This window comes from Bradyrhizobium zhanjiangense (genome assembly GCF_004114935.1).
Lineage (GTDB): Bacteria > Pseudomonadota > Alphaproteobacteria > Rhizobiales > Xanthobacteraceae > Bradyrhizobium > Bradyrhizobium zhanjiangense.
Window position 1 is genome coordinate 3,376,117 of the sequence record NZ_CP022221.1, and the last position, 21,162, is coordinate 3,397,278.

Annotated in this window: 25 protein-coding genes and 2 pseudogenes; 11 read left to right on the top strand and 16 right to left on the bottom strand. The window is 61.8% G+C overall.

The features are described from left to right. The first annotated feature begins 14 nt into the window (after window positions 1-14). Window positions 15-356 carry a phasin gene (locus tag XH85_RS15860; RefSeq protein WP_091897174.1) on the top strand — a complete coding sequence of 114 codons (342 nt, stop codon included), beginning with the start codon at window positions 15-17 and terminating at the stop codon, window positions 354-356. Between the two features lie 193 nt (window positions 357-549). On the opposite strand, the gene XH85_RS15865 is transcribed toward XH85_RS15860, so the two are convergent. From XH85_RS15865 to XH85_RS15875, 3 genes are all read right to left on the bottom strand, one after another. After that, a complete protein-coding gene (locus tag XH85_RS15865; protein ID WP_128932537.1) occupies window positions 550-873 on the bottom strand; it encodes a c-type cytochrome in 324 nt (107 codons plus the stop codon). A gap of 306 nt (window positions 874-1,179) precedes the next feature. Beyond that, window positions 1,180-2,010 carry an alpha/beta fold hydrolase gene (locus XH85_RS15870; RefSeq protein WP_128932538.1) on the bottom strand — a complete coding sequence of 277 codons (831 nt, stop codon included), beginning with the start codon at window positions 2,008-2,010 and terminating at the stop codon, window positions 1,180-1,182. 149 nt (window positions 2,011-2,159) lie between these two features. Next, window positions 2,160-3,956, bottom strand: coding sequence for a ShlB/FhaC/HecB family hemolysin secretion/activation protein (locus tag XH85_RS15875; RefSeq protein ID WP_128932539.1), 1,797 nt, complete (start codon window positions 3,954-3,956; stop codon window positions 2,160-2,162). A 130-nt stretch (window positions 3,957-4,086) separates the two neighbouring features. On the opposite strand from XH85_RS15875, the gene XH85_RS15880 reads away from it, so the two are divergent. Together XH85_RS15880 and XH85_RS15885 are read left to right on the top strand one after the other, a co-directional pair. Next, entirely contained in the window at window positions 4,087-5,304 is a 1,218-nt protein-coding gene (locus XH85_RS15880; protein ID WP_128932540.1) for a FecR family protein, read from the top strand. Between the two features lie 59 nt (window positions 5,305-5,363). Further along, window positions 5,364-8,105 carry an EAL domain-containing protein gene (locus XH85_RS15885; protein WP_128932541.1) on the top strand — a complete coding sequence of 914 codons (2,742 nt, stop codon included), beginning with the start codon at window positions 5,364-5,366 and terminating at the stop codon, window positions 8,103-8,105. Window positions 8,106-8,129: 24 nt separating this feature from the next. On the opposite strand, the gene XH85_RS15890 is transcribed toward XH85_RS15885, so the two are convergent. Next, window positions 8,130-8,390, bottom strand: a complete 261-nt coding sequence (locus tag XH85_RS15890; RefSeq protein WP_128932542.1) for a hypothetical protein — start codon at window positions 8,388-8,390, stop codon at window positions 8,130-8,132. A gap of 266 nt (window positions 8,391-8,656) precedes the next feature. On the opposite strand from XH85_RS15890, the gene rocF reads away from it, so the two are divergent. Both rocF and XH85_RS15900 read left to right on the top strand, forming a co-directional pair. Beyond that, window positions 8,657-9,634 carry an arginase gene (gene rocF / locus XH85_RS15895; RefSeq protein WP_128932543.1) on the top strand — a complete coding sequence of 326 codons (978 nt, stop codon included), beginning with the start codon at window positions 8,657-8,659 and terminating at the stop codon, window positions 9,632-9,634. Window positions 9,635-9,764: 130 nt separating this feature from the next. Next, window positions 9,765-10,049, top strand: coding sequence for a hypothetical protein (locus XH85_RS15900; RefSeq protein WP_128937288.1), 285 nt, complete (start codon window positions 9,765-9,767; stop codon window positions 10,047-10,049). A gap of 50 nt (window positions 10,050-10,099) precedes the next feature. Here the strand turns inward: XH85_RS15900 and XH85_RS15905 are convergent, their stop codons facing one another. Further along, window positions 10,100-11,353: an NRAMP family divalent metal transporter gene (locus tag XH85_RS15905; protein ID WP_164934522.1), complete on the bottom strand. Its 1,254-nt coding sequence runs from the start codon at window positions 11,351-11,353 to the stop codon at window positions 10,100-10,102. Between the two features lie 319 nt (window positions 11,354-11,672). Beyond that, window positions 11,673-11,858, bottom strand: coding sequence for a hypothetical protein (locus XH85_RS15910; RefSeq protein ID WP_091897192.1), 186 nt, complete (start codon window positions 11,856-11,858; stop codon window positions 11,673-11,675). A 949-nt stretch (window positions 11,859-12,807) separates the two neighbouring features. On the opposite strand from XH85_RS15910, the gene XH85_RS47645 reads away from it, so the two are divergent. Both XH85_RS47645 and XH85_RS47650 read left to right on the top strand, forming a co-directional pair. Continuing rightward, complete coding sequence (locus XH85_RS47645; protein WP_338025642.1) at window positions 12,808-13,218, top strand: hypothetical protein; 411 nt, start codon at window positions 12,808-12,810, stop codon at window positions 13,216-13,218. Between the two features lie 85 nt (window positions 13,219-13,303). Continuing rightward, on the top strand, window positions 13,304-13,786 hold the full coding sequence (locus XH85_RS47650) for a hypothetical protein (protein WP_338025643.1): 483 nt from the start codon (window positions 13,304-13,306) through the stop codon (window positions 13,784-13,786). Here XH85_RS47650 and XH85_RS15920 read toward each other — a convergent pair. Next, window positions 13,751-14,239 (bottom strand): CDP-archaeol synthase, encoded by a 489-nt coding sequence (locus XH85_RS15920; protein WP_128932545.1) that lies wholly within the window; start codon window positions 14,237-14,239, stop codon window positions 13,751-13,753. The two genes, XH85_RS47650 and XH85_RS15920, sit on opposite strands and share 36 nt — an antisense overlap. A 102-nt stretch (window positions 14,240-14,341) precedes the next feature. Between XH85_RS15920 and XH85_RS15925 the strand changes: the two genes are divergently transcribed. After that, window positions 14,342-15,280: a metallophosphoesterase gene (locus tag XH85_RS15925; RefSeq protein WP_128932546.1), complete on the top strand. Its 939-nt coding sequence runs from the start codon at window positions 14,342-14,344 to the stop codon at window positions 15,278-15,280. A 79-nt stretch (window positions 15,281-15,359) separates the two neighbouring features. Here XH85_RS15925 and XH85_RS15930 read toward each other — a convergent pair. Together XH85_RS15930 and XH85_RS15935 are read right to left on the bottom strand one after the other, a co-directional pair. Next, window positions 15,360-15,753 (bottom strand): annotated as a pseudogene (locus tag XH85_RS15930) (hypothetical protein); the annotation flags it as partial. 12 nt (window positions 15,754-15,765) lie between these two features. Further along, window positions 15,766-16,086, bottom strand: a complete 321-nt coding sequence (locus tag XH85_RS15935) for a hypothetical protein (RefSeq protein WP_128932547.1) — start codon at window positions 16,084-16,086, stop codon at window positions 15,766-15,768. A 361-nt stretch (window positions 16,087-16,447) separates the two neighbouring features. Here XH85_RS15935 and XH85_RS15940 point away from each other — a divergent pair, with 361 nt between their 5' ends. Beyond that, complete coding sequence (locus XH85_RS15940) at window positions 16,448-16,714, top strand: hypothetical protein (RefSeq protein ID WP_128932548.1); 267 nt, start codon at window positions 16,448-16,450, stop codon at window positions 16,712-16,714. A gap of 103 nt (window positions 16,715-16,817) precedes the next feature. Then, window positions 16,818-17,087: a DUF6894 family protein gene (locus XH85_RS15945; protein WP_128932549.1), complete on the top strand. Its 270-nt coding sequence runs from the start codon at window positions 16,818-16,820 to the stop codon at window positions 17,085-17,087. Here XH85_RS15945 and XH85_RS15950 read toward each other — a convergent pair. The 7 genes and pseudogenes from XH85_RS15950 to XH85_RS15980 form a co-directional block, all read right to left on the bottom strand. Further along, complete coding sequence (locus XH85_RS15950) at window positions 17,081-17,296, bottom strand: hypothetical protein (RefSeq protein ID WP_128932550.1); 216 nt, start codon at window positions 17,294-17,296, stop codon at window positions 17,081-17,083. The genes XH85_RS15945 and XH85_RS15950 overlap by 7 nt on opposite strands. After that, complete coding sequence (locus XH85_RS15955; RefSeq protein WP_128932551.1) at window positions 17,293-17,493, bottom strand: hypothetical protein; 201 nt, start codon at window positions 17,491-17,493, stop codon at window positions 17,293-17,295. Before XH85_RS15955 ends, XH85_RS15950 begins: the two co-directional genes overlap by 4 nt. Before the next feature lie 600 nt (window positions 17,494-18,093). Beyond that, window positions 18,094-18,216, bottom strand: coding sequence for a hypothetical protein (locus XH85_RS47350; protein ID WP_276486166.1), 123 nt, complete (start codon window positions 18,214-18,216; stop codon window positions 18,094-18,096). Between the two features lie 87 nt (window positions 18,217-18,303). After that, window positions 18,304-19,152 (bottom strand): MFS transporter, encoded by an 849-nt coding sequence (locus XH85_RS15965; RefSeq protein WP_128937289.1) that lies wholly within the window; start codon window positions 19,150-19,152, stop codon window positions 18,304-18,306. Next, a pseudogene (locus tag XH85_RS15970) lies at window positions 19,037-19,297 on the bottom strand (FAD-dependent monooxygenase); the annotation flags it as partial. The pseudogene XH85_RS15970 and the gene XH85_RS15965, both read right to left, overlap by 116 nt. A gap of 226 nt (window positions 19,298-19,523) precedes the next feature. Next, entirely contained in the window at window positions 19,524-19,868 is a 345-nt protein-coding gene (locus tag XH85_RS15975; protein ID WP_128932553.1) for a response regulator, read from the bottom strand. A 146-nt stretch (window positions 19,869-20,014) separates the two neighbouring features. Then, window positions 20,015-20,215 (bottom strand): hypothetical protein, encoded by a 201-nt coding sequence (locus XH85_RS15980; RefSeq protein WP_091889918.1) that lies wholly within the window; start codon window positions 20,213-20,215, stop codon window positions 20,015-20,017. A 507-nt stretch (window positions 20,216-20,722) separates the two neighbouring features. On the opposite strand from XH85_RS15980, the gene XH85_RS15985 reads away from it, so the two are divergent. Next, complete coding sequence (locus XH85_RS15985; protein WP_128932554.1) at window positions 20,723-21,022, top strand: hypothetical protein; 300 nt, start codon at window positions 20,723-20,725, stop codon at window positions 21,020-21,022. Window positions 21,023-21,162: the final 140 nt, after the last annotated feature.

The window sequence follows — 21,162 nt, forward strand, 5'->3', positions numbered from 1 at the left end:
GGAGGAATGCGACCATGATCGAACCGAAACTCGAAGTTCCGGCCGAACTGCGCGACTTGGCCGAAAAGACGATTGACCAGGCGGAAAAAGCATTCGGCATGTTTTTCGAAGCCGCCACCAAATCGATGTCGTCCGTCCCGGGCGCGGGGACGGACGTGTCGAAGCAGGCGCTCGCTTTCACCGAACAGAACATGAAGTCGGCGTTCGAGCACGCCCGCAAGCTCGTTCACGCCACAGACCTTCAGGAAGCAATGCGAATTCAGTCCGACTTCCTGCGCAGTCAATTCACCAGCGCCGGGGACCACATGCGCCAGATGACCGGCAGTTTCATGCAACCGGGCAAGGACAAGTCCTGATTCTGTCGGTGCCGTGCGGCATGCCCACAAATTGATCTTGCGCGGCGGCGAGATGCGCATTCTGATCCTGGTGCAGGTCCATGATGGGCCACCGAATGGATCCCCATTCGCCGTCCATCATCCTTTCTGCTGATCCCTGTCGGTCTTCCGGCAGGGATTTGCAGTTTTTAGCAGGCTCGCGATTGACGGGGTTCTATTGGCGCAGCGATCCGATATAGGCCGCGATGTCGCCAGCTTCGGTCCGGCTCAAGGGAAAGTTCGGCATCTTCGGGTGCGGGTCGAGCAGGAAGAAAGCGAGCCGCTCCGGACTGAAGTCTGGCCGGCGCGCAACGGATGCGAAGGAGGGGACGTCGGCGCTAGCCTGTGTCTGGCCGCTCGCCACCACGTGGCAACTCGCACACCAGCGCTTGGCGAGATCGGCGCCGTGCTCGGCATCGGCGGCGAGGGCAGGCGACATGCCGAAGCCCGCGGTGGCGCCGGCAAGCAACAGGAAAATTCGGCTCAAATATCGGTGCATCGGGCAACCTTCATGCATTCCCTTGCGGCCGACGCGCTCACCCGCAACACGATCCCGGAAATTGCGAGAGATCGATGCGGGCGATGATCGACCGCAGCAGCCTGCGGGTCGAACGATAAAAGTGCCGTACGAACGCCGGCGTCCTTGCCGCGGGCAACCCAAGGCTCTTCCTATCAAGGCTCTTCGTATCAAGGCTCTTCGTATCAAGACTTTCGGTATAGTGCGACACGTGCCTCTCCGAGATGGCGAGGCCCTTCCTATCGTGGCCGGCTCGGAGCTGCCTTGATCTGCCGCAAAGGGTTTCGGCTAATAGTCGCCGGGGTTCATGATCATCGGACTCTTCGTATCGGCCGGCGCGAGCGCGCTGCTGGCGCTGTCACGCAGGAAGCGGTCGAGCGTCGCTTGGATCTTCTCCTTGACCGCGTCGGGACCGCGATCGCTCATCTCGGTGTGCTGTGCGCCAGTATGGACGATGTCGATGCCGCGCGCCCTGGCCTCTTCCGGCGTCGGCAGCACACCCGGATCGGTCACGAAATGCGGATCCTTCGAGCGGAACGACAGGATCTTCATATTATCGCTGAGCACGAAGGGTACCCTCAGATTGTCGAGCGTGATCACCTTCGATACCAGCTCCGGGTGCTGATGGGCGACATACATCGAGACATCGCCGCCGTTGGAATGGCCGACGAGGGTGATGTGGTCGTAGTCGACGTTCTCCTGCCGCCTCTTCAACTCGCCCAGCACGAACAGAATATTGGCCTCGCAGCGAATGTAGACTTCACGCCGGCCGACATATTGCTGGCCAGCATGGGTCATCAGCGGTGGATCGCTCGGAAGATCTTGCTGGATGCTGGCAACCAGATAGCCGCGTGCGGCGAGCACGTTGGCCAGGAAGGAATATTCGGTCGCCCTGACGGTGTTGCCGTTGCTGATGATGGCGAGCGGGAGCTTCCAGAGGCCGAGATTGGCCTTGGTCTCATAGTCACGCCGCACCGCAATGTCGACCGAGATCGGCCGCTGGCGCGAGGCGTCGAACATGCTCAAAGTCTCGTGGTGGATCGCGAACCGGCTGACGATGAAATACTGGCCGACGGCGAGGACGCAGAGAAACGCCAGGATTGCAAACACCCTCTTCATGGCTTCGTCTCAAACCACCTTTGGCTGAACATGGTCATTGGGAACTCGCGGATCGAGCGATCGTGAGCAAGTTACGGGATTAAATTTAGGCAAGTCTGTGAGCAAGCCGCAAAAGCGCCGCATGCAGGTCTGTGGGCGAAGCGCAAGGGCTAGAGACAGCCGGCCTTGCCTCGTTCAGGGCAGAGCCGGAGCGCGCTCGACAGTGTGAGCAGGAAGCGCGGGCTGCGGCGCTCGTTGTCCGGCGCCCTGTAGCTCAAGGGAACGGCTACGCCGAGATCGGTCTGGAGATCGTCCGGCAGGAAGAACCGCACGCCCGCCCCGGCCGAGGTCAGCGCGAGGCCGTCGCTCAGGCGGTAACCGTCGTTCCAGACCGCGCCAGCGTCGCCGAAGGCGTAGAATTGATAGCCGGTCCAGTAGCGAAAATTGAGCTTTTGGTCGAAGCGCAGTTCGAGCGAGCCGGCAAGACCGTTGTCGCCACTGATCTCGGCCGCGCCATAACCCCGGCCGAAGGCCGCGCCGCCGAGATAGAATTGCTGCGAGGTGAACAATGGCCGCGATGCCGTCTGGCTCGCTGCCGAGAGCTTGAGTGACCAGGCGTCGTTGAGCGTCTGATAGCGTGTGAACCAGAGGTTCAGCACCGAGAAGTTCGATGACGCGCCGACGCGCGACAACAGATCGTCGTCCAAATGCGAAGCGCCGAAGATGTCGAGGCCCTGCCGGTAGCTCAGCGTAGCGAAATTGGCGCCGCCGAAGCGATCCTGGAGCCTGTAGTCGGCAGTCAGGCTCGCCGTCCTGATGTGGTCGTTGTACCAGGAGCCATAGAGGTCGTGCTCGGATACATTGCTGAAGGTCGTCGCGGCAGTCAGGGTCAGCGAGGAGGACAGCGACTGCAATGGGACGACGCCGGCACGCAGCTCGAACGCCTCGGTGGTGGTGATGTCGCTGTCGAGACGACGAGCATCGCCAGGCCGGACTGCGCTGTACAGGATCGAAGCGCCAAGGCGCACGCCATCGACACCGACCGGTGCGTCATAGGACATCCGCGCGAAACCGAGCTCGCGCGGATCATTGGCAATGGTCGACAGATTGACCGCGAGCGTGTCGCCGGGCGTGAGATAGGAGTTGAACGCGCCGGTCGCGTAGGTCTGCCACGGACCGACCGAGGAAGATCCGAGATTGTCCATGCCGAACGACGAGAAGACGTGCCAGGTCTTCAAATAGACGATCAGGCGGAAGCGGCCGGTCGCTCCGCCAATCTCTTCCAGCGCGGTGTCGGTGATCCGGACGCCCGGCCTGCCGTTGATGAGGAACAGCTGGCGTTCGAGCGTTGCCAGGCGCGATGGCTGCTCGGCCAGAACCGGCCCGAGCATCGACCTTACGCCGAACTGTTCGGCGCCGTCGCCTTTCAGCTCGGCCTGCACGATGGCGCCTTCGATCACCTGGATCCGGACGCGGCCGTCGGCGATATCCTGGGGTGGCACGATCGCGCGGCTCAAGTGGAATCCGGCTTCGCGATAGAGATCGCTGATCGCGCCGGCGATCGCGGCGAGATCCGCCTGCGAGACCTTCTTTCCAAGATGGGATTGATAGGCTGTAGCAATGCGGTCGCGGGAGACGGCGTGGGCGCCGACGACGTCGATTCCGCGCAGCACGAATTGCGGCTTGGTATCACCGCCGGTGTTGGGCTGGCCGACCGTCGGTAGTCTGACCGGGGGGCGGTTCAGCGTTTCCCGCTCGGTTTGGTTTTCAAAGTACTTCTCGGGCTGGCGTGGATTAAAGCCTGGCTGGTTCGCCTGCTGCGCGAAGGACTGCGGAATTCCCGTAAAAATCGTTGCCAGCAGTACCGATGTCGTAAGGAAGTGTCGCTTCTCAATACGCGCAGCGAACGTGTCTCCGTAGTTTGACGGGGATTTGCCAATAAGGCGGTAAGGGTTCGTTAGCTGCATGATTTTCCATAGTTTTTCATGGTCAATGATTGGTTAATGCGGCTTCTTGGCTCGCCACTTCGCGCTAATTTTCTCTTGAGTGATTTCGGATAGGCCTCAGGTCTGGCTGTAACGCGGACTGAGGATTGTCATGTTCGGTAGAGTTGGAGTGTGGCACGCCTTGCTGGCAGCGCTGATCCTTGGAACGCCATCCGGTGCATCCGGCGCGGAGAATGGCGTCTGGTCGGTCAGCAAGGCCACCGGCGAGGTCTGGGTCGCCACCAACGGCGCACAGCAGGTGTCGTTGAATCAGGAGGAGGCGCTCAAGCCTGGCGACACCATTCGCACCGGCCGCAACGGCCGCGTGCTACTCGTCCGCGGCGAGGAAACGATCCTGATCTCTCCCAACTCGGTCGTCGGCTTGCCTGCCGAAAAGAAGGAGGGACTCTCGACCACCATCATCCAGCAGGCGGGTTCGATCCTGCTCGAGGTCGAGAAGCGCAACGTCAAGCATTTCGAGGTCGAGACGCCCTACCTCGCCGCCGTCGTCAAGGGAACGCAGTTCAGCGTCACGGTGGGTGCGGGCAGCACCAAGGTCAGCGTGCTCCGCGGTCAAGTTGAAGTTTCCGACTTCAAGACGGGACAGATCGCGCAGGTCATGCCGGGGCAAGTGGCCACCGTCTTCGAACATGGCAAGCCTGGTCTCGGCCTGAGCGGTGCGGGGGCGTTCAATCCGATCGAGCAGGGTAAGCCCCGCGCCTCCACCATCGAGCGCATTCCCGTGCCGAAATCGGGACTGTCCGCACCGCACAATGCCGCGAATGGTCATGCGATCCATGCGCTCGGTCCGATCGACAAGGGGATCAAGATGGTCGGTTCGCCGATGCGGTCGCATCAGGCGACTGGCGGGCACGTCCCCAAGGCCGGCGTCGTGCGCATCTCGAACTCGCTCGGTGAGGTCAAGCTGAATTTCCAAAAGGTCACGCGCGGGCTTGCCCATAGCGCCGTTGCCCCCGGACAGGTGCGCAGCGCGAATGCCAGCACAAGTACCGAGACGGTCTGGAGCGATGGCAAGGCCAGCACGCAGGTATCCAACAGTGTCGTCCAAACCGCGGCAACGACTAGTGCTGCCGCAACAGCTGGCAGCAGTGCCTCGCCGGCCGCAAGCGCAGCGGCAGCGAATAACGGAAACTCCGGTGGCAACGGCAATTCCGGTAATGGCAGCAACAATAATGGCAACGCCAACAATGGCGCCACCGGTAACGGCAGGGGCAACAACGGCGATGGGCGTGGCGGCGGTAACGGCAGCAACGGCGATGGGCGTGGCGGCGGTAACGGCAGCAACGGCCACGGCTACAACGGACACTAAGGCGATTTCCTAGGGGATGAGGGGGCTCGCCGGTTGAAGCGGGCGCGGGGGAGGATTGGGTGAAACGCTATCGGCCGCATATTCTGGTTGTGATCGCGCTTGCGGTCGTGCTGTCCACGGGGGGGCATGGCGCGCTCCGCAATGCGCTCACCGACCTGCGGTTCGCTTGGCAATCGCGTGCTGCCAGCGGCAATGTCGTCGTAGTGGCCATCGACGCGCCCTCGATCGACCAGATCGGGGTGTGGCCCTGGCCTCGCCAGCTGCACGCGGAGCTTCTGCATAGGCTTGAAGCTGCCGGCGTGCAGGATGTGGCCTTCGACGTCGATTTCAGCACGCCGTCGGATCCGGCCTCTGACAAGGCTTTCGTCAAGGCGCTTCGGGACGTCGGCGGCTCGACGGTCCTGCCATCCTTCAAGCAGCCGGCGCCGAATGGCGGTGCGGCTCACATCAATCATCCCCTGAAGCCGTTCAGCAACCAGTCTTGGCCGGCCGTCGTCAATGTCGCGGTCGAATCCGACGGGCTCGTGCGCCGTTATCCATTCGGCGAGAAGCTCGGTGACGCCTTGATGCCGTCGATGGCCGTCGTGCTGGCTGGGCAGGACGCCAATCGGCGGACGCCCTTCCTGATCGATTTTAGTATTCGGGCGGCTTCCATCCCAAGTGTCTCCTATGTCGACGTGCTGCGCGGCGATGCCGCGACCCTGGATAAGGTGAGAGGCAAGAAGATCATTGTTGGTGCGACGGCGCTCGAACTGGGCGACCGGTTCAGCGTTCCGAATGGCCGCATCGTCTCTGGACCCGTCCTTCAGGCGCTCGCGGCAGAATCGATCCTCCAGAACCGGATGCTGCGCTGGACCTCAGATGCCGGCATGATGCTCGGCCTCGGCCTGATCTGCCTCTTGATGATCACTTCGTGGCGCCGCGTCGCACCGGGACTTCGCGTCGCAATCCTGATCGCAGCCGGCGCTGCCATCGAACTGGTCGCGACCCTCGTGCAGGCGAGATGGCCCTTCGTCATCGATACGTCGCTGTTCCACATCGCGATCATCGCTTATCTGACGGCGATCGCGCTGGACGAGATCGATTTCCGCAGTCTCCTGGGTCGCATCGCCGAGAGCCGCTTCCATCGCATCGCGATGTCGCTGGGCGATGGTCTCGTCTGCACCGATGAGGATCATCGGATTACGGTTTGGAATCCCGGCGCCAGCGCGATTTTTGGCTACATGCCGGCCGAGATGATCGGTCGCCCATTCGAAACGCTGTGTGCCGTACCGGCGGACGGCGACGCAAGGCCGTCCATGCACGATGCCGCGCGCCAGTCGCTCCTGGTTCCCGGTGGCGCCGTCGTCGTAGAGTTCGAAGGGCGACGCAAGAACGGCGAGACATTCCCGGTCGAGGCGAGCTTCTCCGGCTGGCAGGGAACGGACGGCTTCCAGTATGGAGCGATCCTGCGCGACATCTCGGTGCGCAAGCGCGAGGCCGAGCGCGTCAGGTATCTCGCCGAACATGATGCGCTGACAGGGCTTGCCAACCGCAACATGCTACATGCGTCGCTCGCCAGTCTGATCACCGAGGCAGAGCATCGGTCTTCCAATGTCGCACTGCTCGTGCTCGGGCTCGACGGCTTCCAGCAAGTCAACGACATGTTCGGGCATGCCGCGGGCGACCGCGTGCTGCGGGCGGTCGCCGAGCGCCTGACGGCCGATGCCGGCGCCGGGGCGATCGTCGCGCGCCTCAGTGGCGACGAATATGCCATCGCGCTGGATTGCGCGGACGCGAGCGAGCCGATTGCCGAATTCGCCGAGCGAATCGCGCGCGCGTTCGAAACGCCGCTCGCAACGGGCGCAAGGCAGCACCGGGTCAGAATCAGCATCGGCGTGGCCGTCCATCCCGACGGCGGGCGCAACGCCGATGATCTCCTCGGTAACGGCCACCTCGCACTTACGAAGGCGAAGCTGACGCGGCGCGGCAGCCACGTGATCTTCGAGAGTGCGATCAGGCAGGAGCTGGAGAACCGGTTGACGCTCGAGAGCGAATTGGCGCTTGCCGCGGATCGCGGCGAGTTCGAGCTGTTCTACCAGCCCCAGGTTCGTCTGGTCGACGGCAGCCTGGTCGGAGCCGAAGCGCTCATCCGTTGGCGGCACCCCGTGCGCGGCTACGTCTCGCCTGCGGAGTTCATGCCGGTGGTCAACACGTCGGCCCTGTCCGAGCGGATTGCGAACTGGGTGATGGAGACCGCCTGCCGCCAGGCGCGCGCCTGGGAAATATCCGGCAACGAGGTCCGCGTGGCGATCAACCTGTCGCCGTCCCAGCTTGATTCCGGTGACCTCGCGCGTTCGGTTGCCGAATTGCTCGATGCGACGGGGCTGGCCCCCTCGCTGCTCGAGCTCGAAGTCACCGAGGACATCCTGTTACACGACGAGGCCCGGGTGCTCGACATGTTCAAGCGGATCCAGGAGCTCGGCGTCCGCGTCCTGTTCGACGATTTCGGCACCGGCTATGCGAGCCTGAGCTATTTGAAGAAATTTCCGCTCGATGGGCTCAAGATCGATAGATCGTTCGTGCTCGACCTGCTCACCGATTCCGACGATGCCGCGATCGTCGGCTCCACCATCGGTCTCAGCAGGCAGCTTGGGCTCACGGTCGTAGCTGAGGGCATCGAGAACCGCGCCACGGCCAACTTCCTGATCAGCATGGGATGCGCGGAAGGACAGGGCTACTTCTTCGGCCGCCCTATGCCTTCCGAGGCGTTCGAACGGCAATTCCTCACGATCGAGCGCGCCATCGTCAGCGCCGCCTAGACGGGTGCGTATCCGGTAAGGTCGTCAGCGCCGGCGCGCCACCGCGACGCCGAACAGGAAAGCAACGAACAGGCTGGTGAGCGGCGCTTCGCGCGTAATCGCCGCAACCGTCGAGAGCGGCCGGCCCGGCTTTCGCGCTTCCTCGATCGCAGAGGTAAGACGGTCGACCGCTGCATGCAGGCCTCCGGCGACTTCTCCGATCGTGCGGGATACATCCGTCGCTGCATCGACGGCGCGTTCGGCCACGCCAGGTTGGGGATTGGATTGCGGTATCTCGGTGCTCAAGCGCGCGATCTCCAGACCCGATGATGGAGGCCGGCACCTTTGGCTATCCGCGCGAGCGCTCGTTTTGAACAGCGGGTCTGACGACCTTTGGCTATCCGCGACAGGCGCCGTGGTTTACGTTTACGGCGGGTGCCGGCCTTGGATAGGCAATTCGGCGCGCGGGATTTTGTTCCGGGATGATATGCCCACAGCGGACCTCCCCGGGAAACGACGGGTGCGAATCTCTGTTAGGCTGACGGTATCCTTGCTGACGTCAGGAGATTGCCGTGACCGATCGGACCGTGACGGATCGAACCCGGCGGATCGCCTTGCTCGGCGCTCCCATCGACATGGGAGCTTCGCAGCGCGGTACCTTGATGGGCCCTGCTGCGCTCCGCACCGCGGGCCTTGCGACACTGCTCGAGAGCCTCGATTTTGAGGTCGTCGACTACGGCGATCTTTCCGTGGCCGAGGTCCGGGACCTCGCCGACAAGCCGCCCGAGAAAGCCAATCACTACCGCGAGATCCAGCGCTGGACGCGCGTGCTGAGTCACAGAGGCTATGAGATCGCGAAAACCGGCGCACTGCCGATCTTCCTCGGCGGCGATCACACGCTGTCCATGGGGTCGGTCAATGCGATGGCGCGTCATTGGAAGGAGCGCGGCCGCGAACTGTTCGTGCTCTGGCTCGATGCCCATACCGATTACAACACGCCGGAAACGACGATCACGGCCAATATGCACGGCATGTCGGCCGCGTTCCTGTGCGGGGAGCCTGGCCTCGACGGATTATTGGGCGATGATCCGCGCGCCTCGATCGACCCCGATAGGCTCGATCTGTTCGGCGCGCGTTCGGTTGACAAGCTCGAAAAGGAGTTGATGCGCGCGCGCCGGATCAGGGTCATCGACATGCGCCAGATCGACGAGTTCGGCGTCGCCGTGCTGATCCGGCGCGTCATCGAGCGCGTGAAGGCGAGCGGTGGCGTGCTGCATGTCAGCTTCGACGTCGATTTTCTCGACCCGTGCGTGGCTCCGGGAGTCGGCACCACGGTGCCCGGTGGCGCGACCTATCGCGAGGCGCATCTGATCATGGAGCTGCTGCACGATTCAGGGCTGGTGGGGTCGGTGGACATTGTCGAGCTCAATCCGTTCCTCGACGAGCGCGGCCGGACCGCGCGTACCGCGGTCGAACTGATTGGTAGCCTGTTCGGTCAGCAGATCACCGACCGGCCGACGCCGAGCAATGCCATCGCGCCGGGCGAGTGAAACCGGTTTGAACCGAAAAGGAGCGTATGTTCCCCGCCTTGGCCGGGAACTTGCCGGAGCCAGGGCGGGAACCAGGGGGGCGCAATTGAATTAACCTACGATAGGATAATTGCGGACCCTTCTGATGATGATGACGGCTGATCGTTTCGCGGATTCCATCTCTACGGCGCTTCGTCATCCCGGCGTGATCGCACTGATCGTGGCGGGCATGACGATTGCAGCGATGCTGATCGTCGACCACGGCCCTTGGAGCCGCGCCAAGACCCAGCCGGCCCATATCGCGATGTACGCGACCACCGGGGAGGCTGCGCGCGCCGCGGGCGCTGCCGTGCTTCCGACCGAACCGAAGTCGCCGGTCGAGCCAGCACGGCCGGGGCCGAAGACGTCGCCGACGGTCAATCCCGTGACACCGTAGCCTTATCGACGTTGATCTCGTGCTCTTCCGGCTCTCTTTCGTCCCTCGCATCAGCCGATCAGGGACGAGCCGAGCAGGGCGAGGACGGCCAGAGCCATCAGTGCGGTGCCGAGCCAGCCCAGCGCGATTAGCCATGAGCGGGCCCTGAAGCGGCCCATGATCGCGCGACTCGAGACGATCAGCATCATCATCGCCATGATCGGGACGGCGACGATGCCGTTGAGCACCGCGCTCCACACCAGCATGTGTATCGAGTCGATCCCGGTGAAGCCGAGGCCGAAACCGATGATGGTTGCGGCCGCAATGATCGTATAGAAGCCGACCGCCTTCTCGGGCTTCGCCTCCAGCGTGGCGCGCCAGCCGAAGATCTCGGCGACGCCGTAAGCCGCCGAGCCCGCCAGCACCGGGATCGCCAAGAGGCCCGTGCCGATGATGCCGAGCGCGAACAGCGCGAAGGTGAAGTCGCCGGCGAGCGGCCGCAGCGCTTCGGCGGCCTCCGTCGCCGAATTGATCTTGGTCACGCCGTTGGCATTCAGCACCGCTGCGGTGGTCAGGATGATGAAGAAGGCGATGCCGTTGGACAGCAGCATGCCGGAGATGGTGTCGGCCCGGATGCGCGCGAGCACGGGATCGCCGCCGCTCGGCAGATCGCGCAGCGGCCTGTCGTGCTTGCCCTGGTTCATCTCCTCGACCTCCTGCGAGGCCTGCCAGAAGAACAAATAAGGGCTGATGGTGGTGCCGAGCACGGCAACGACCATCAGAAAATAGTCGGCGCTGACATTCGCCTTGGGCCACACCGCGGCGAGCAGCGCCGTGCTCCACGGGATCTGCACGGTGAAGGCGGTGGCGACATAGGCAAACAGCGCCAGCGTGAGGAATTTCAGCACCGGCGAATAGCGGCGATAGGGCAGGAAGATCTCGAGCAGGGTCGAGCCGGCCGCGAAGATCAGCGCGTGTTCGTGCTGGAGCCCGCCGATCACGAGCGCGAGCGCCTCCGCCATCGCGGCGATGTCGGCCGCGATGTTGAACGTGTTGGCGACGACGAGCATGGACACGAGCGCGAGCACCGCCCAGCGCGGCGCCAGCTGCATGACGTTGGCGGCAAGCCCCTTGCCGGTGACCCGGCCGATCCGGGCGCTGACGAGTTGAATCGCGATCATGAACGGCGTGGTTAGAAACACCGTCCACAGCAGCCCGTAGCCGAATTGCGCGCCGGCCTGCGAATAGGTGGCGATGCCCGACGGATCATCGTCGGCAGCCCCGGTGATCAGGCCCGGCCCCAGCCTTTTCAGCAGGACCGGCACGGACTTAGTCGAGGCGTCGGCGCTGCCATGCTTGGCGGGGCGGTGTTTTGATCGGGTCGACAGGGGAGCCTTCCGTAATTTCGAAGTCAACGATTAAGCCAGATTGTAGCCGGAAAGTTCCCGCAGCGGGGCCCATGAGGATTTGATTCTGATAATGCGAATTTCCCTTTGACCCGTCGGGCAAAACAGATATAGAGTGCCATCATCGCAGAAATAGCCGATGCCCGCGCCGCCCCGGCCGCGGGCTTTCTGTTGCGGTGCGATTTCTTGTGTTCGCTTGGCCTGCTCGCAGGTCCGGAAGCCAAGTCGTGGCCGGGTGCTATTTGATGCTGACGAACATGCCCCAGGCCGCGGCCAGCGCTGCGCCCGCGAAGACGAGCACCGGATTGTCGCAGAACGCGCTGCCATAGCGGCACACGTCTGCGCCGAACTGGCCGAGCTCGTGACGGCCCGCGGAGTAGAACAGTCCCGACAGCCCCAGCAATGCAGCGGCGACGTAATACATCGGTGGTCTCTCCGAATCTGTCCCGATTGCGTCCTTCGCAACGGGAGCAAAGCGACATGTCCCAGCATGGCGCGAAGAGCTTTCATTCCGCCAAATCCGATGTGCCGGATTTAGATAAAGTTTGACGGGAGTGCCAATTTGTCCCGACGCGGCTCAGGGCATTGACCCATTCGCGCCGGCGTTGGGACGCTATCCGCCCGAAACCAGACCTACGATGCTCACCTTGAGTTTTGCCGAATTTGACCGATTCTGTTGAAAAAGGCCGGCAGTATTTCGTTGTAGTAGCTCCGTCGCAACGTCGCCGAACTGTTCTACCGACCTATGCGAGGCTCGGGGTGGGCATCGGGATCAGCTTGGCTATCTTTCGAAGGTTTTGGGCGGTGGCGGTGCGCCTTGATAGATGCCTACCATGGGATGCAGCCAAGGCAAACCCGTCCTTAAGCGTGAGGGCGGCCGCCGCCGAGATGGAGATCGCCGCAAGTAGACGCGACCTGCATAGCGCCATCGCATGTGCAGGGTTCGAACGCGACGGCCTGGCTCCGCCGAGCAAGCTCGCTGAGGGCACGGGAAGATCTCGATGCGCAAGCGTCGGGATTTCTCGCTTATGTCCTCTGCTCTAACCTTCATCCACCAAGCAAGGCCGGGAGAGATCGAGAGGAACTAAGTAGAGAGCTTGGAATGAACAGAAGGTGGGGTACCAAAAAGTCTATAACCTTCTCTCCGGGACCGGTCTTCCTGGTTCGTGCGCAAAATTCCGGAATTAAATACAAAAAGCCACCGGCCTGGGACGCAGGTGCGGCGAGCCACGTTCAGCAGGTTTATAAGAAAAAGCCGGAAGATCTTCCAGGATTTTGTGCTGCCAAGCAGCCAGCCGAAAGGAATATCCTGAAGAGTTGGCAAGCCCTGGTGGTCCCATGGAAGGTTGAGCCGATGCGGAGGAATTCGTTCCATGGACGAAGATATCCTACACAAATTGGAGGGCCGCCTCGGACCGCTCCATGCGAGACAGCGATTGGCTATCGAGACGGTTCATGAGGCGCAGATCTTCGGCCACGGCCTTCTCTCCTTTCACATAGAGAACTGGTATCCGGTCCACTCTGTCGTCCGAAATGCACTCAAGCTGACTGGTCTCTACTGGCGCGGACGCCGAAATACAGAAAGTATTCTCGTCAAACGGAATGATGTTGTGTTCAAGGAGCTGCCACAGCTGTTCGACGGCTTCACCATACTCCACCTCAGCGACATGCACGTGGATATGAATGAAGCTGCCATGCAGCGCCTTATCGAACTCGTCGGTGACATGCGCTACGATCTATGTGTCCTAACCGGGACTATCGGGGAAGAATCGTGGACCGTTTGAGGCTACCTTGAACGGCGTTGCACGAGTGCGAGCTCATCTAAAGGAGCCCGTTTATGGGGTTCTAGGCGACCACGATACCATCCAAATGGTTCCGGGGCTGGAAGCCATGGGAATACATATACTGCTTAACGAGAGCGAGGTGATCGTGCGCGGCGATCAGCAAATCTACCTAGCCGGAATCGATGACGCTCATTGCTTCAAGGCCGACGATATCGAAAAGGCTGCGTTGCAGATACCGTTTGGCGAGTTCTCCATCTTACTGTCACACACACCGGAGGTCTATCATCCGGCGGCTCATGCCGGTTTTAACTTGTTGCTGAGCGGGCATACGCACGGCGGGCAGATCTGTCTGCCAGGATCTATTCCGATCATACTTGATGCAGTATTGCCTCGACAGATGGGGCAGGAGCTTGGCGGTATCATGACATGGCCGGCTACACCTCTGTCGGTGCTGGATCGAGCGTCGTTCCTGTTCGCCTCAACTGTCCACCAGAAATCACCCTGCACTGCCTCCGTTCGGGCTAACGGCGGGCTAATATGGTTCGTCGCGCAGGTGGACCCGGAATAGAAAACGAGACAGAATTACCGCGCCAATAAAAAAGATCCCGACGCCAAGCGCGACGTCTGCGATCGTCAATGAAAGTGCGCCGCGGCATGCCAGCATCGGAAATACGGATTCGGGAATCTGGTCGAGCCCGAGTGCCTGGCTGCTGGGCGGAGAGTTTAGGCGGCGCTTCACGAAGCTGGAGAACAAATCGCCCGCCATAGCCGCAACCGCTACGATTGCACCAATCGTCAGATCCAGACCGATAAGTGGGGCGCTTGCTGTCGTGACGAGGAATGAAATCAAGATACCGCGGATGGTCTTCGATGGCCCAAACAACGGCCGCCCATCAAAAAATGTGGTGCCGGCATCCAGCGGAAAGGAAAGACGCGAGCCAAAAATCTTCTTCGCAACGATCGGTGTGCCGTTCGCCAACGTCATTAAAACCAACAATTGCAGAATATGCACAAGTTGCATTTCTTCAGCTTAGCTTATAGTTGCATCCGCCAGGGTCGGGCTGATTCTGGCCTCATCGGAATACGCTATATCTACCTGAAGGCCGATCAAGGGGGCTAGCTGGTGGACGACGAGATTCTGCGCAAACTCGAGATCCGCCTCGGGCCGCTCCACGCCCGCCAGCGATTGGGAATTGAGCGAGATCATGAAGCTCAGGTGTTTGGCCAGGGCCTCACATTCTTTCACCTCGAAAACTCATCCTGGGCCGAGTGGATCATTCGAAATGTTCTGCGGGCAACGGGACTTTATTGGCGTGCACGCCAGAATGCAGAACGCATTCTTGTCAGGCGGAATGACTTGAGGTTCGAGAAATTACCGCCCCTCTTTGAGGGCTTCACCATTCTCCACATTAGCGACCTTCACGTGGATATGAATGAAGTTGCCATGAACAGACTCATCGAGCTCGTTAGCAGCATGCAGTACGATGTGTGTGTCCTGACTGGCGATTATCGGGGTCGGACTTTTGGGCCCTTCCAGCCCGCGCTGGATGGTGTCGCGCGATTGGGAAATCATCTGAAACAGCCAATCTACGCGGTGCTCGGCAACCACGATACGATTCAGATGGTTCCGGGGCTCGAAGCCATGGGCATTCGCGTGCTGCTCAATGAATGCGAAACAATCGTTCGTAGGGACCAACGGATCTATCTGGCGGGAATCGACGATGCACATTTCTACAGAGTGGATAACATCGAAAAAGCCGCTCTCTCGATACCCCGCGGTCAATTCTCGATCTTGTTGTCTCACACACCGGAGGTTTATCGCCAGGCTGCCCATGCCAATTTTGATCTCATGCTGAGCGGACACACCCACGGCGGTCAGATTTGTCTCCCCGGATCCATTCCAATCAAGCTCGAGGCGGTGCTGCCAAGACGGATGGGGGCCGGGCCTTGGCAATACGGCGATATGACCGGCTATACTTCCGTTGGTGCGGGCTCGAGCGTCGTTCCCGTGCGCCTCAATTGCCCGCCGGAAATAACCTTGCACCATTTACGTCGCACCTGACGCTCACCTAAGACGGTTCATCACGTACATGAGCCTAAAAACAAGAGTCGGGGAGAGAAGTAGCTCGCCGAAGCGAAATCACGAGCGTGCCGCCGCGGCGAACGCCCTCCGCGTAGCGCGAGGCGTCTTCCCTGGAGACGCCGTTGGGGGAGCGCGCCGACGATGCCGCCCGCGGCCGCGCCGGCAGCCGTGGAGGCGAGCCATCCCGCAGCCACGACCGGTCCGAGACTGGGAATGGCGAGCAGGCCGAGGCCGGCGAGAAGGCCTGCCGCACCGCCGAGGCCGGCGCCGACACCGGCACCTGTGCCGGCGCCTTCAGCGCGATCGTCGAGGCCGTCGCGGTCACGGTCGACCTTGCCGCGCGACGAGCCGCACCAATTGTCGGAATTGTTCGCGACGATGCTGATATCGGAGTGCGGCACGCCGGCGCTCTCGAGCCGGGTGACGGCCCGACGAGAGACGGTGATCGTCATGCTGTTTGCTCCTTATTTCGCGGGGTTCGCGTTGCCTTGGAAGTCAACGCTGACATCGGTCTTGGTGCCGGCCTTGTCGGCCTTCCCACGCCAGACGCCTTCATTGTCCCTCTGCAGGCCGGAAACATTGGAATATCCCGCGCCCTCGATCCGCGACTTCGCCTGTCCGTCAGCGAGGCTGTTGCGGCCCGCGAACGGCGCGTTCGAGTTGTTCTGATCGGAGCTGTTGACGGCTTGTTTCCCGGCCCGCTTTGCCAGGGGCTGCGACTGGGCGCGCGCAGGCGCAGATGCGAGCAGCAACAAGGTTGCCGCCAGCAGAGTTAGACGTGACATGTTTTTGTCTCCTGCGAGTGAATGCGCCGGCGACAAACAAGTCAGATTCGGATTGGTTGGTCGGTTCGACGATGCGAAGTGCCGCAGCACCGTTTCGCGGGGATCAGCGCCCCATTGTGCACACAAGCAGGCGGGAGACGATGTGAAGCCCGCTCACGAAACACCGCTGAAACAGTCCTGAAACCCGATTGTCCTGAACTCCTCAGCCGCGGGCCTCGACCAACGGATCGAAAAGGAGAAAATCATGATCCAAATCGGTTCGAAGGAAGAAGTCGCGTTGCTTTTGGCGCTGTTCGGCACCCACACTCAGCCGGTCAGGAAGCCGAAGCCGAAATCCTCGCGCGGGTGAGGCGCGAAACCCATGTCGGGTTTGGCCGACTGCCAGAGCCTCCTGCGTCTTTTGATCGCGAGGGGAGACCCCCAGGCGATCCCGCTCGCCGAGAATGCCATCGATCAGTATCTTGCCATCACGCCGGCTGGCGCGCGCGGACGCGGCCTGTGCGAGCTTCAGCGCGACGCAAGCGACCAGCACCGGGCCGCGGTCGGCGTGCAGCGCTCGTTCGCGGAGACGGTGGACGCCTACATTGCACGCAAGCTGGCGGAGGAGCGCGTGGGCGCCGCGGGTTGACGGGCCCTCGCGCCCGGAACCACCCGTCGATTCAATCGATTTTCTTCGTTCCGCCGAGCAACCTTTGCCCGCCCCGGGTCTATCAAGGCAAAGGATTGCGAAGATGCCCCGATACTATTTCGACCTTCGCGACGAGAAGGGTCGAGCGCTCGACGAGGAAGGGCTGGAACTGGCCAACACTCGCGCCGTTCAGGCCGAAGCCGCCAGGTCGCTGGCCGACATGGCGCGCGATGCCGTGCTCTCCGCGCCCCTGACAGGCAACAGGCAGACGATGGCGATCGACGTTCGCGACTCCGACGGTCCTGTGATGCAGGTGACGTTCTCGTTCGCCATCGAGAGTTACACGACGCGATCGCACGCGCGCGATCATTGACGCGTGTGCGCGGTCGGCAGCGGCTGATCGGGCTCCAGCACGGCGATCTTGCGGCCGAGTTGCCAGACTTCGACCTTGCCGTGGCGGGTGAACTGCCGTGCGAAGGTGAGGGCGGAGGCGTCGGACGCCGCCTCGAACGCCTCGGCGGAGCGGAAGACGCCGTCATCGCCGACGAGGTAAGCGCGATATTGATGGCAGTGATCGGTCATGTCGGGGTCCTCAGGCCGGGCGAATGCAGCCAGGCATCGATCTGCATGGCGGTCTCGTCCTGCCGCGCCTTGCGCAGCAGCAGTTCGCGGCGGCGCCCCGGCGCCAGCGCGCGGGCTTCCTCGCGACAGCGCGCGGCCTCGTCTGCGAGCCGTTCGGAAAGTGTCTTGCTTTGTTTGAAGCGTCGCCGCGTTCGCATGGCGCATCTCCCTTGTTTCGAAGTAGGGCGGGAGCGCAATCAGGCGTTCTCATCACCGATAAATGCCACGAACCTTGCGGTGATAGGTTAACCCTACGCCTGCAGCTGCGGAGAGTCTGTATCTTTTGATATGCTGCGCGAGCTAATTTTCGAGTGCAAGTTCAGTGCTTTGTGCCACTTACTCATCTTGAGTGCAGGCAATTTGTAATGTCCAGTTTTGAACAAAGGCAGCCTCAGGTCGTTGACCGCCATCACCGGCCAAGGCTCTGTCCGTAGGCGTCGGTGGCTGAGAGACCGAGCGCGCTCCCGCCTGCAAAGCAAGGGAGCACGGCCGTGCCAGATAATGACAATCATACGCGCCGCATTCACGACGAGGCTGCCGCTATCGCGAGGCAGAGTGCATACATTCGCGACCTCGTCGCGCGATCGTGCGAGATCCTGAAGCAGCCGGTGCCGGACACGTTTCTGGGCCGTAGGACACATGAGCCCTTCCCCCGCGAGCCCAGCTCTTCGCCGGAGGACGAGCGCTGACCGTCGGCGCGATCGCGACTGTCGGCAGCAGGCCGGTTTGCAGCGCGCGGATTTGCCCGCGCAATAGGCCTAGGCGAGCGCGCGCTCCCTTATGAAGGCGAGCCGAAGCCGTTCGGCTTCGAGGAGGGCGGCATCGGCGCGCGCCAACAAGGGATCGGGCATTGATCCGCGCACGGCGATGCAACGCGGCATCTTGCCGCTCGTTCCCGGCAGCGGCGGTGCCGGACGTCGACGAGGTCGTGAAGACGCAGCTGTAACGGACCGGACGCCGCATGCATTTCATCGGCGATCCGCGAGAAGCGGGGAGCAGCCAGGGGAAGTAGGCGGCATTCGTAAGTCCTGTCTGCGCTCGCACGACCGACGGATCAATCTCTCCCCGTTGGCGAAGCCAAACCAGGCGAATGGGAGCGCTGCGGCGCAGAGGGCTGCCATGGGAAAGAACGCGGCCCCGGCCCACGAGACGTAGTGTGCACCAGACGCGAAGGTGAGTGCAGCCGTGACCACGCCCGAGCCAAATGCATAAAGAGCTTGTGCAGTTGCGGCAACACTTGGTGCGACCAAGGTTCTCATCATCCGCATGCAAGCGAGGTGAAGCAAAGCGAATGTCAAGCCGTGTAACGGCTGTATTATTGAGAGCAGCAACACCGAGGTGGTTACGCCGGCTACAGACCAGCGAATGGCTCCCGCCATAGCCGCCAAAACGGCCGCACTACGCACCCCAAGCCGATCGAGGAGTTCTGGACCGGCGAGCATGAACACCAACACTTCAGCAAGTATCGCCTCGGACCAAAGGAAGCTAATCGCGGAAGTGCTAATGTCGGCTTGTCTCCACCTGATCACAGCAAACGCATTGTGCACAGCATGGCTGCCATAGACCAAAGCTGAGACGACAAGAGCGATTCGAAACCGCGAGATCCTGAGTAGACCTTGCAGCTCTGACACAGGAAAGAATGGCGCGCTTTGCAATGCGGCTTGACCAGCCTGGGGCAGCAATGCTGTGGCGCCAGCGGCGGCGATCGGCGACGCCGCGCTGATCGAGGATCTCGAGGGTGCGGGCGTGCAATCCGCCGGCGGGCGTCTCGACCAGCTCCTGGTTCGCGCGCCGCTCGACCACAACGACGTCGACATTGGCGAGCGCGAGCTCCGCAGCCAGCATCAGACCAGTTGGGCCAGCGCCGGCGATCACCACGGCATGATCGGTCATGGCGGCGGTCCTCGCGCCGGCGCGATGCACATGCTGGTGTGAACGGGACCTGGGAAGCAATACAGGCATGGCGTGACCCCTCGATGTGTCGGCTGGGCCACGAGTTCTACGGCAGGGACGGGGACTTGAACCAAGCCCCTCGCGCACCACATAACTGAGAGGAGGGGTTTCGTCGTCTTGCCCTCGACGGTGTTTGACACGTCGGGCAAAACACTGGCAGAATGGCATCATCGAAAGAGTTTGGTTCAGCCCGCGCCGGAGCAATCCGCTGCGGGTTTTCGTTTGAACATAATCGTCAGAAAATGCCGGCGGTTCGCTGCATGATGTCGGCGAGTTCCTCAAACGAGAACGGCTTCCTGATCATCGGAAGGCCGCCGCGCCGGGGTTCGCGACCGGACAGCTGAAGCACCTTCAACTCGGGGCGGACCCGTTTGGCCAACTCGGCCAGTTCATGGCCATCCATGTCCGGCATATTGATGTCCGTGATCAGGATGGAGATGTCCTGGTTCTCGTTGAGCTGATCGAGCGCATTCGGACCGTTTTGGGCACTGATCACCTGGCAGCCAAGATCCTCCAGCATGCCGACGATCACGTCGAGGACGGCGGCGTCGTCGTCAACAACCAGGACAGTGTGACTCATCGAACGAAAGTTCCTTCCAACGAAGGACTAAACGCGCCTCTCGTCAGGTAGGTTCCCGGCAAGCTCTGGTCGCATTTTCGGACGTTTGACACGACGGACAAAACCTCGGCCGCATGGCATCATCCAAACGCGCGCCGCCGGTGCCCCTAATCGTCCTTCGACAAATCGCTGGATTTCGTGGGGAGGTCGATGGTTCCGCCGTCGCCGTGCACGAGGTCGCGACCGCTGTCCTCTGTCTCGCCAGCGTCTTCAATAATCGACTCTTGCGTGTCGCGCGCCGTGTCGATGCGTGGCTTGGGTCCCGGCAGATTTCGCGATGTCTTTTGTAGCGTCATCTTAACTGTCATCAACCCGTCCTCCTGATCGCCAAACGCACGCTACGTGAATTTGTTCGTTTGAAACGTCAGGCAAAACACAACGGTAGGATGACATCTTGAGACCAATTTGGTTCACCCGCGTGGAAATTATCTGCCTGGGTTCTTAGTTCTCGATCCAGAATCGGATGGTGGCCCACATTATGGCGACGCGCTCGCTTGGCGTGTGTTCAGGAAGCGCCGCTCAGCGTGCCGCCCGTCCGCACCGTAGCCGGCCTTGGACGCGCGAACGTGCTGGCCCGCGCGGCGCTGCGCTCCTTGCTCACGCCGCTGCGATCTCCAGGAGCCGAGATCGGGCACTCGCAAAAGCCGGACAAGCCGATGGTCTATCGCGCGGCACTACATCTCGCAAAACTCCTGGTCTGGGACAAGGTCCTCGGCTTTGGCATCCACGGATGCTCTGGCAGGAATCACGGCCAATCTCGTGGTCCCCTACTTCGTCAAACGCGGCTTCGAGAACGCTGCAAGGATCATCAAGCAGTGAAGATGGTGGACGAGGAAATCAAGGCCATTGTTGCCGAGACGCTGGCTGAGCAGCACAGCCTCCAGCAAGAAAGCATCGATGCGATCGTATCGAAGGCAGTGGCGTCGTCGCTGGCTTCTTTTGGAATCGAGGATGACGATCGGAAAGAGCTCAGGGCAGACTTCCAACACCTGCGGCGATGGCGGAAAAGCGTGGACCAGGCGCAGCGGTATACGTTGAAGGCTGTCATCACGGTCATCGCCACCGGCCTGATGGGGGCCGTCTTGTTAGGCGTCCAGGTCGTGCTGGGTAAGTGAGGATTCCTCGGCGGCGACGTCTCCGTACTACGGATCGAGGTTGAGCCCGAGATGCCTTGGGCCCGGTCGCATACGCTTTACTGGCAAAAGTGGCTGAGATGAGCGGTGAGCGGCGTTTCCCGTGATGCGGAACGCGGCCT

What these genes read in the sequence shown, in the direction of transcription:
- XH85_RS15860 (WP_091897174.1), top strand. Translation starts at nt 15, where the DNA reads ATGATCGAACCGAAACTCGAAGTTCCGGCCGAACTGCGCGACTTGGCC.
- XH85_RS15865 (WP_128932537.1), bottom strand. Translation starts at nt 873, where the DNA reads ATGCACCGATATTTGAGCCGAATTTTCCTGTTGCTTGCCGGCGCCACC.
- XH85_RS15870 (WP_128932538.1), bottom strand. Translation starts at nt 2,010, where the DNA reads ATGAAGAGGGTGTTTGCAATCCTGGCGTTTCTCTGCGTCCTCGCCGTC.
- XH85_RS15875 (WP_128932539.1), bottom strand. Translation starts at nt 3,956, where the DNA reads ATGCAGCTAACGAACCCTTACCGCCTTATTGGCAAATCCCCGTCAAAC.
- XH85_RS15880 (WP_128932540.1), top strand. Translation starts at nt 4,087, where the DNA reads ATGTTCGGTAGAGTTGGAGTGTGGCACGCCTTGCTGGCAGCGCTGATC.
- XH85_RS15900 (WP_128937288.1), top strand. Translation starts at nt 9,765, where the DNA reads ATGACGGCTGATCGTTTCGCGGATTCCATCTCTACGGCGCTTCGTCAT.
- XH85_RS15910 (WP_091897192.1), bottom strand. Translation starts at nt 11,858, where the DNA reads ATGTATTACGTCGCCGCTGCATTGCTGGGGCTGTCGGGACTGTTCTAC.
- XH85_RS47645 (WP_338025642.1), top strand. Translation starts at nt 12,808, where the DNA reads ATGGACGAAGATATCCTACACAAATTGGAGGGCCGCCTCGGACCGCTC.
- XH85_RS47650 (WP_338025643.1), top strand. Translation starts at nt 13,304, where the DNA reads ATGGTTCCGGGGCTGGAAGCCATGGGAATACATATACTGCTTAACGAG.
- XH85_RS15920 (WP_128932545.1), bottom strand. Translation starts at nt 14,239, where the DNA reads ATGCAACTTGTGCATATTCTGCAATTGTTGGTTTTAATGACGTTGGCG.
- XH85_RS15935 (WP_128932547.1), bottom strand. Translation starts at nt 16,086, where the DNA reads ATGTCACGTCTAACTCTGCTGGCGGCAACCTTGTTGCTGCTCGCATCT.
- XH85_RS15940 (WP_128932548.1), top strand. Translation starts at nt 16,448, where the DNA reads ATGTCGGGTTTGGCCGACTGCCAGAGCCTCCTGCGTCTTTTGATCGCG.
- XH85_RS15945 (WP_128932549.1), top strand. Translation starts at nt 16,818, where the DNA reads ATGCCCCGATACTATTTCGACCTTCGCGACGAGAAGGGTCGAGCGCTC.
- XH85_RS15950 (WP_128932550.1), bottom strand. Translation starts at nt 17,296, where the DNA reads ATGACCGATCACTGCCATCAATATCGCGCTTACCTCGTCGGCGATGAC.
- XH85_RS15955 (WP_128932551.1), bottom strand. Translation starts at nt 17,493, where the DNA reads ATGCGAACGCGGCGACGCTTCAAACAAAGCAAGACACTTTCCGAACGG.
- XH85_RS47350 (WP_276486166.1), bottom strand. Translation starts at nt 18,216, where the DNA reads ATGCCGCGTTGCATCGCCGTGCGCGGATCAATGCCCGATCCCTTGTTG.
- XH85_RS15965 (WP_128937289.1), bottom strand. Translation starts at nt 19,152, where the DNA reads ATGTCGACGTCGTTGTGGTCGAGCGGCGCGCGAACCAGGAGCTGGTCG.
- XH85_RS15975 (WP_128932553.1), bottom strand. Translation starts at nt 19,868, where the DNA reads ATGAGTCACACTGTCCTGGTTGTTGACGACGACGCCGCCGTCCTCGAC.
- XH85_RS15980 (WP_091889918.1), bottom strand. Translation starts at nt 20,215, where the DNA reads ATGACAGTTAAGATGACGCTACAAAAGACATCGCGAAATCTGCCGGGA.